This window comes from Streptomyces sp. NPDC054961, assembly GCF_053609145.1.
Window position 1 is genome coordinate 49805 of the sequence record NZ_JBSGWY010000016.1, and the last position, 7815, is coordinate 57619.

Here is a 7815-nt window from a genome sequence, read left to right on the forward strand (position 1 = left end):
GTCCCCCCGCGATCCGCGGGGGGACGGGGCGCCTCGGCGTTCCGGGCCGGCCGCGGCCCTGCCCGCGGCCGGTTCCTCGTCCTCCCGCGGCCGGCTCCCCGTCCTCCCGCGGCCGGTCCCCGCCGTCCCCGCTCCGTCCCCCCGCCGTCCCTCGGCCAGCTCTCCGCCGGTTCTCCGACGCCGCCCTGCCGGTCCTCGAGTGGCGCGCCGTTGCCGGGTGCGAAGGTTCATCCCGCACAGCAGTACACACGGTCGGACCAGACGTCCCGGAGCCTCGGAGCGCGCCCGCCCCGGTGCGCGGGCGTCCGGACGCGAGCCACCTCCCCGCCCCGCCCACCCCCTGAGCGGAGATTCACAGATGGCACAGCCCACCCTCGTCCTCAAGCCCGGCACGGCCTGGTCGGATGCCTGGCGGCGCGCTCTGGCCGTGGCCCCGGAGGCCTTCCGCGAGGACCGCGTCCTGAACCTGTGGGGCGGAGCCTGGCAGAACGACGGCCGCACCCTGCCCGCCACCAGCCCCGTGGACGGCACCCCCATCGCGGGCCCGCCGCGGCTGGACGCCGATACCGCGGCCCGTGCCGTGCGAGCCTCCCTCGACCAGCACCGCGCCTGGCGCCACGTACCGCTGCCCGAACGCCGTGCCCGCGTCACCGCGGCCCTCGACGCCCTCGTCGAGCACCGCGAGCTGCTCTCCCTCCTGCTGGTGTGGGAGATCGGAAAGCCCTGGCGGCTGGCTCAGGCCGACGTGGACCGCGCCATCGAGGGTGTGCGCTGGTACGTGGAGAACATCGACGGCATGCTCGAGGGCCGGACCCCGCTCGAAGGTCCCGTCTCCAACATCGCCAGCTGGAACTACCCGATGTCGGTGCTGGTCCACGCGATGCTCGTGCAGGCGCTGGCGGGCAACGCCGTCATCGCCAAGACCCCCACCGACGGCGGGCTCGCCTGTCTCACCCTGGCCTGCGCGCTCATCCACCGCGAGAACATCCCGGTGACCTTGATCAGCGGCAGCGGCGGCGAGCTGTCCGAAGCCCTCGTCCGGTCCCCGGAGATCGGCTGTGTCTCCTTCGTGGGCGGCCGCGACACGGGTGCCCGCATCGCCACGGCCGTCACCGACCTCGGCAAGCGGCACGTCCTGGAACAAGAGGGCCTCAACACCTGGGGCATCTGGGAGCACACGGACTGGGCGTCCCTGGGCGCGGTCATCCCCAAGCTCTTCGACTACGGCAAGCAGCGCTGCACCGCCTACCCCCGCTTCGTCGTCCAGCGCACCGCCTTCGACGCCTTCCTCGCCGCGTACCTGCCGGCCGTCGCCTCGGTCCGTACCGGTCACCCGCTCGCGGTGGCGCACCCCGACGACCCGCTGCCCGAGCTGGACTTCGGTCCCCTCATCAACGCGTCGAAGGCCAAGGAGCTCACCGACCACGCCGCCGAGGCCGTCGGGCACGGGGCGGTCCCGCTCTTCCGGGGAGCTCTGGATCCGGCCCGTTTCCTGCCCGGCCAGGACACCTCGGCCTACGTGGCTCCGCTGACCCTGCTCAGCCCGCCCGCGTCCTCACCGCTGTACCACGCGGAGCCCTTCGGACCGGTCGACACCATCGTCCTCGTGGACACCGAGGCCGAGCTCCTCGCCGCGATGAACGCCTCCAACGGGGCGCTCGTCGCCACCCTCTCCACCGACGACCCCGCCACCTTCAACCGCCTCGCGCCGCAGGTCCGGGCCTTCAAGATCGGCCAGGGCAAGCCCCGTTCACGCGGTGACCGCGAAGAGCTCTTCGGCGGCTTCGGCGCCTCCTGGCGCGGCGCCTTCGTCGGAGGCGAACTCCTCGTCCACGCCGTCACCAACGGCCCCGACGGCGAACGGCTCCCCGGCAACTTCCCGGAGTACCAGCTGATGCCGTGACGGTCCCCGGCGCCGTTCCGGGCGCCGCGACCCGGTGAACCCGCCGGTCTCAGCGCGGGGCGCCCGCTCGACTCGATAGGCTCGTCCGGGCCCGGGAAGCACCTCCCCGGGCCCGGAAGGGTGTCATGACCAGCGAAGCAGCGATCCGTGTCCTGCGGGCGGCCGACCGTGCGGCGGCCGCGTGGAAGAACGGCGGGGGAGTCACCCGCGAGATCGCCGCCGGGCCCGAGGGCGCCGGGATGGACGCGTTCGGCTGGCGGGTCAGCCTGGCCGAGGTCACGGCCGACGGCCCCTTCTCCGTCTTCCCGGGCGTCGAGCGCACGCTCACCCTCGCCGAGGGCGCCGGCATGGACCTGCGGATCGCGGGGGTACGGCGCCTCGTGGACCGGCGGTTCGAGCCCCAGCGGTTCCCCGGGGACGAACCGACCGACTGCCGGCTGCTGGGCGGGCCGGTGGTCAACTTCAACGTGATGTACCGCAGGGGCGTGGTGACGGCCGACACCGCCGTCGTACGGGGCGACCTCGCGCTCACCGTCCGGCCCGGAGAAACCCTGCTGGTCGTCGCCCTGGAGGGGACGGCCGAGGTGGCGGGCCGCACCGAACTCGGCGCCGAACTCCGCACCGAACTGGGCGCGTACGACGCCGCTTGGGCGACGGGAGCCGGGGAGCTCGTGCTGCGGACCGCCGGGCGCGCGGCGGTGGTCCGGCTGGCAGCCCCGGGCCCGGCGGCCTCCGGCCCCGCTGAGCCGGCGTAGCCCGCAGTACCGGGTCCGGCCGTAGCACCGGCGGCCGGACCGTGGACCAGATGCCGTCCGCCCCTGGACCAGATGCCGTCCGCCCCTGGGCGGGGCGCCGTCCGCGCCGATGAGCGGGCCGGCGGTGAAGGTGGTGCCCCCGGCGAGCCGTGCCTGATCCGGCGTTCGGCCGGGCCCCGTCCAGCGCCCTTGTGTGCGCGGAGCGTTGACAAAATCCTCCTCTGCTAGAAACCTGTGCCGCGATGGCCGCATAACTGCGATCAGATCACTCAAAAAACAAAGAACGATCTGCAAGTTTGCGGCAGGCGCGCGCGACGGCCTGCCGTGACCGTCCCCGTCACCGGCCGGCTCGCCGACATCCAGCTGAAGTTCTCCGGCAACACCGGGGCCGGAGGCGGCCAGGCCGCCGAGTTCCAGGTCATCGGCGCCGCCGCCCCGAACCCGGACCTGACGGTCGCGGACCTCGCCTGGTCCCCGGGCAGCCCGTCCGAGAGCGACGCCGTCACCGTCGACGCCACCGTCCGCAACGCCGGTACGGTCGCCTCCCCGGCCACCTCCGTCAACGTCAGCCTCGAAGGCGCGGTCGCGGGCAGCGCCCCGGTCGGCGCCCTGGCCGCCGGCGCCTCGGCCACCGTCCCGGTCTCCGTCGGGAAGCGCCCGATGGGCAGCTACACCGTCTCGGCCGTGGTGGACCCGGCCGACACCGTGGCCGAGCAGGACGACACCAGCAACAGCCGCACCGCCATGGCGAAGCTCGTCGTCGGCCAGGCCCCCGGCCCCGACCTCGAAGCCCTGTCCATCGCGACCGACCCGGCCGACCCCGCCGTGGGAGCCCCGGTCTCCTTCACCGTGGCCGTGCGCAACCGGGGCACCACGGCGGTGAGCGCCGGCACCGTCACGCGGCTCGTCGCCGGGTCCACGACCCTGAACGGTCCGACCCCGCGGATCGCGGCCGGCGAGACCGTCGACGTGGCGGTCAACGGCACGTGGACGGCGGTCAGCGGCGGGGCCACCCTCACCGCCACCGCCGACGGGACGGGCCTGGTCGCCGAGACCAACGAGAACAACAACAGCTACTCCCGGGCCGTGGTCGTCGGCCGCGGGGCGGCGCTCCCGTACACCGAGTACGAGGCGGAGGCCGGGAGCTACACGGGCACGCTGCTGCAGAGCGACGCCAAGCGCACCTTCGGGCACAGCTGGCTCTACGGCAGCACCGACAGCCCCGAGGGGCTGACCAACACCCCGGGCGGCGACGCCCGCAGGCTCTTCGACGAGTCCCACGCCCTGCTCGCGCAGAGCTACCCGGCCGGCACCACCTTCCGCCTCCAGCGCGACGCGGGCGACACGGCCTCGTACTACGTCATCGACCTGGTCGACCTGGAGAAGGTGGCCCCGGCGGCGTCCAAGCCCGCCGAGTGCACCTCGATCACCGACTACGGCGCGATCCCCAACGACGGCATCGACGACACGGCCGCCCTCCAGAGGGCCGTGACCGCGGACCAGAACGGGCAGATCGCCTGTGTCTGGATCCCGCAGGGCCAGTGGCGCCAGGAGCAGAAGATCCTCACCGACGACCCGCTGAACCGGGGGCAGTTCAACCAGGTGGGCATCAGCAACGTGTCGATCCGCGGTGCGGGCATGTGGTATTCGCAGCTCTACACCCTGACCCAGCCGCAGAACGCGGGCGGAATCAACCACCCGCACGAGGGCAACTTCGGGTTCGACCTCGACGACAACACGCAGATCTCCGACATCGCCATCTTCGGGTCGGGCCGGATCCGCGGGGGTGACGGCGACGCCGAGGGCGGCGTGGGCCTCAACGGCCGGTTCGGCAAGAACACGAAGATCACGAACGTGTGGATCGAGCACGCCAACGTCGGCGTCTGGGTGGGCCGCGACTACGACAACATCCCTGCCCTGTGGGGCCCCGGCGACGGCGTCGAGTTCAGCGGGATGCGCATCCGCGACACCTACGCCGACGGCATCAACCTCGCCAACGGCACGCGCAACTCGACCGTCTTCAACTCCTCCTTCCCCACGACCGGGGACGACGCCCTCGCGGTGTGGTCCAGCAAGTACGTGAAGGACCAGTCGGTCGACGTCGGCCACGACAACCACTTCCGCAACAACACCATCCAGTTGCCGTGGCGCGCCAACGGCATCGCCCTGTACGGCGGTTACGGCAACACCATCGAGAACAACCTGATCTACGACACCATGAACTACCCCGGCATCATGCTCGCGACCGACCACGACCCGCTGCTCTTCTCCGGGCAGACCCTGATCGCGGGCAACGGCCTGTTCCGCACCGGCGGCGCCTTCTGGGGCGAGGCCCAGGAGTTCGGCGCGATCACGCTCTTCGCGGCCAACCTGCCGATCCCGGGCGTCACCATCCGCGACACCGACATCCACGACTCGACCTACGACGGGATCCAGTTCAAGACCGGCGGCGGCACCATGCCCGACGTCAAGGTCACCAACGTGCGCATCGACCGGTCCAACAACGGGGCCGGCATCCGCGCACACGGCGGCGCGCGCGGCAGCGCGACCCTGTCGAACGTCACGATCACCGGCTCGGCCGACGGCAACGTCCTGGTCGAACCGGGATCGCAGTTCGTGATCAACGGCAGCTAGAAGCGGGGGAGGTTCACCGCTTGCCGAGTTTGACCCACCTCGCCGTACTGGGTACACCCTTCCCGTCGAGGAGGAACAGCATGTAGTACCCGGGCGGGGCGTCGGCCGCGGTGGCCGGCGCCCGCAGCCCGATCGTGCGGCCGCGGACGCCGGTCATCCGCAGCTCCAGATGGCGCTGGCTGGTGTTCACCGCGTGCGTGACGGTGGTCGGCGCCAGCAGCACGGCGCGCCGGACCCCGGGGGCGTCCGCGCTCTCGACGGAGAACTCCGCGTCGTGGGCGAGTTCGCCCGCCGGGACCCGGTCGAGCGCCGGCCGGGCGCCCGCGTGCAGGTAGGGCGGCTCGTAGATCTCGATCGAGCCGTCCATGCCGTCCTTGATGTCGGGGTCGTTGGCGATCTGCTGCAGCTCGTCCCCGGTGACCATCACCCGGCCGTCCGGCAGCACCAGGGCGTTGGAGTGGTACCCCCGGGGGAGTCGCTGGGCCGGCCCCAGCCGCCACCGGCCGTCCGCGCCGCGCAGTTCGGTCTGCCGGTACTTCAGGTCGGCCTTCGGATTGAACGGTCCGAAACCGTAGTTCCGGGTGTCCAGCGCACCGTTGACGGTCAGCAGTTTCCCGTCGGGCAGGATCAGCGTGTCGTCCTGGGTCCGGCCGAAGGCGCGCGGCTCCTGCGTGGTCCAGCGGCCGCCCGCCCCGCCCGACAGCCGGTACGTATGCGGGTCGCGCGGGTCGCCGCCGAGCACCAGTACCGAATCCGGGCCCCGGAAGCCGGCCGGCAACGGCACGGCGGACCCGTAGCCCCGGAAGTCGGCGGGCCGCCTGGGCAGATCCGTACGGGTCTCCGCGCGCGGGTCGAAGAGCCACTGCTGGTCGGCGTCGCGCCCGAGCCCGTAGACCATGCCGTCGCGCAGCGAGAACAGGTGCGGGTAGTCGTTGCGGAACGGGGCGTCCGAACGCAGCCGCTGCGAGGCGATGTCCAGCGGGATGTCGAACGGCCGCCAGGGGACGGGGTGCCCGAGCGCGGGGAACCGCTCCACCACCGGGGTCGGGGTCCCCGTACCGCGTTCGGACTGGCCGGACATGATGATCTGGCGGCCGTCCGCGCCGGTCACCACCGACGGGTACCAGCGGCCCACCGCCATGTCGCGGTTGCGGTACCAGCCCTCGGTCCACGGATCGAAGACGAAGGACAGTCTGGCGCCGCTGCCGCCCTTGCCGCCCGTGTTGCCGCCGAACACCCCGAGCATCCCGTTGGGCAGGAACGAGTGGCCCGCGCAGAAGAACGGCGCGGGGCGCGGCGCGTGCGTACCGTCGGGCATCAGCACGACGGGCGGCGTGACCTTCTTGAACGCCCGGGCTCCGGTCCCCTTCGCGGGATCCCACAGATAGGCGCGGCCCGCGTTGGCCGGCCCGATCCGGTCGGTGGGACCGGTCTCCTTGGTGGGGTCGGTCTCCACCCGCGAGAAGGAGAAGAGCAGCACCTTTCCGGTGGGCAGCTGGGCGAGGTGCACGCCGAAGTCGGGGGAGGGGAAGTAGTCGGTGAACCGTCCCGAGAGCGCCGCGTCGAAAGCGGAGTTCGCCTCGCGCTGCGAGAGGCGCAGCGCCTCCAGGCTCTCGGTGCGCCGCGCCTGCGGATACTCCGACGTGCCCTTGGCCGCGCGGCGCAGTGCGGCGTGGGCCCGTGCGTGGTCCGCGCCGATGACGGCGGCCTCGCCGGGGTCGCTCCCGCCACCGGCGTCGTGCGCCGCGGCGGGGGTGGTCGTGAGGACCGCGGCGCAGACGACCGCGGCCGCGGACAGCAGGGCGGACCGTTGCAGGCGGCGCATGGCACTCCTCGGCGCGGGCGGTTCCGGCGGAGTGCTCATCGTAGGAAATACCCGCACGAAACGGGCCGTGTGACGCGATCGACACCCGGCCCTTGAGCCGTTCGGCAGCCTGCCGGGCGAGGCTTCCGCTCAGGCGTTCTCCCGCGCGGCCGCCTGCCGCTGCCGCTTGCTCAGCGGAGCCAGCGTGAGGTCCTGGGCCTGCGAGGTCAGCCGCTTGAAGCCGTACCCGCGTTCGGTCATCCAGCTCTCGGCCGCCAGCTCGGCATGCGCCGTCGCGTCCAGGATGTCCTCCTCGGCCTCGCCCTCGGCCAGGAAGCGGAAGGTGAAGAAGGGCCGGGCGGCCAGGTCGTACGTGAGGTCCCCCTCGGGGGTGAACCTCGCGTTCAGCATGTCGTGCTGCGCCGCGTCCGCGAGGAGCTCGGCGCGCTGCTCTTCGCTGAGGCCGTCGAAGGACCCCCGGACGGTGATGCGGAAGGTGCGGGTGCTCATCCCGTCAGCCTAGGCGGCGCCCCTCGCCCCGCGCACCGGGATTTCGCGGTGGCCGCCACCCGGACGGTGCAACGCGTGCCGGGGGGCACGGCCCCGTCACCGGGCGGGCGCCGCGTCCCTGACCTGGGCGGTCGCGGGGGGGGCCGCCGGCGGGGGGGGCGCCCCGGGGGCCGGCTGCGGGAGACCCCCCCCCGGCGGGGAGCCAGCGC

The 7815-nt window shown here is 73.0% G+C and carries 5 protein-coding genes; 3 read left to right on the forward strand and 2 right to left on the reverse strand.

Translation table 11 applies throughout. The annotated features are described in order from the left end of the window. Positions 1-358: 358 nt before the first annotated feature. From ACWF9Z_RS16730 to ACWF9Z_RS16740, 3 genes are all read left to right on the forward strand, one after another. On the forward strand, positions 359-1903 hold the full coding sequence (locus ACWF9Z_RS16730; protein WP_453602786.1) for an aldehyde dehydrogenase family protein: 1545 nt from the start codon (positions 359-361) through the stop codon (positions 1901-1903). Between the two features lie 125 nt (positions 1904-2028). Beyond that, positions 2029-2658 carry a HutD/Ves family protein gene (locus ACWF9Z_RS16735; RefSeq protein WP_453602787.1) on the forward strand — a complete coding sequence of 210 codons (630 nt, stop codon included), beginning with the start codon at positions 2029-2031 and terminating at the stop codon, positions 2656-2658. Positions 2659-2892: 234 nt separating this feature from the next. Next, positions 2893-5292, forward strand: a complete 2400-nt coding sequence (locus ACWF9Z_RS16740; protein WP_453602788.1) for a CARDB domain-containing protein — start codon at positions 2893-2895, stop codon at positions 5290-5292. A gap of 13 nt (positions 5293-5305) precedes the next feature. Here the strand turns inward: ACWF9Z_RS16740 and ACWF9Z_RS16745 are convergent, their stop codons facing one another. Then, positions 5306-7117, reverse strand: coding sequence for a galactose oxidase-like domain-containing protein (locus tag ACWF9Z_RS16745; protein WP_453602790.1), 1812 nt, complete (start codon positions 7115-7117; stop codon positions 5306-5308). A gap of 129 nt (positions 7118-7246) precedes the next feature. Beyond that, positions 7247-7606, reverse strand: a complete 360-nt coding sequence (locus tag ACWF9Z_RS16750; RefSeq protein ID WP_453602791.1) for a DUF6204 family protein — start codon at positions 7604-7606, stop codon at positions 7247-7249. Between the last annotated feature and the right edge of the window lie 209 nt (positions 7607-7815).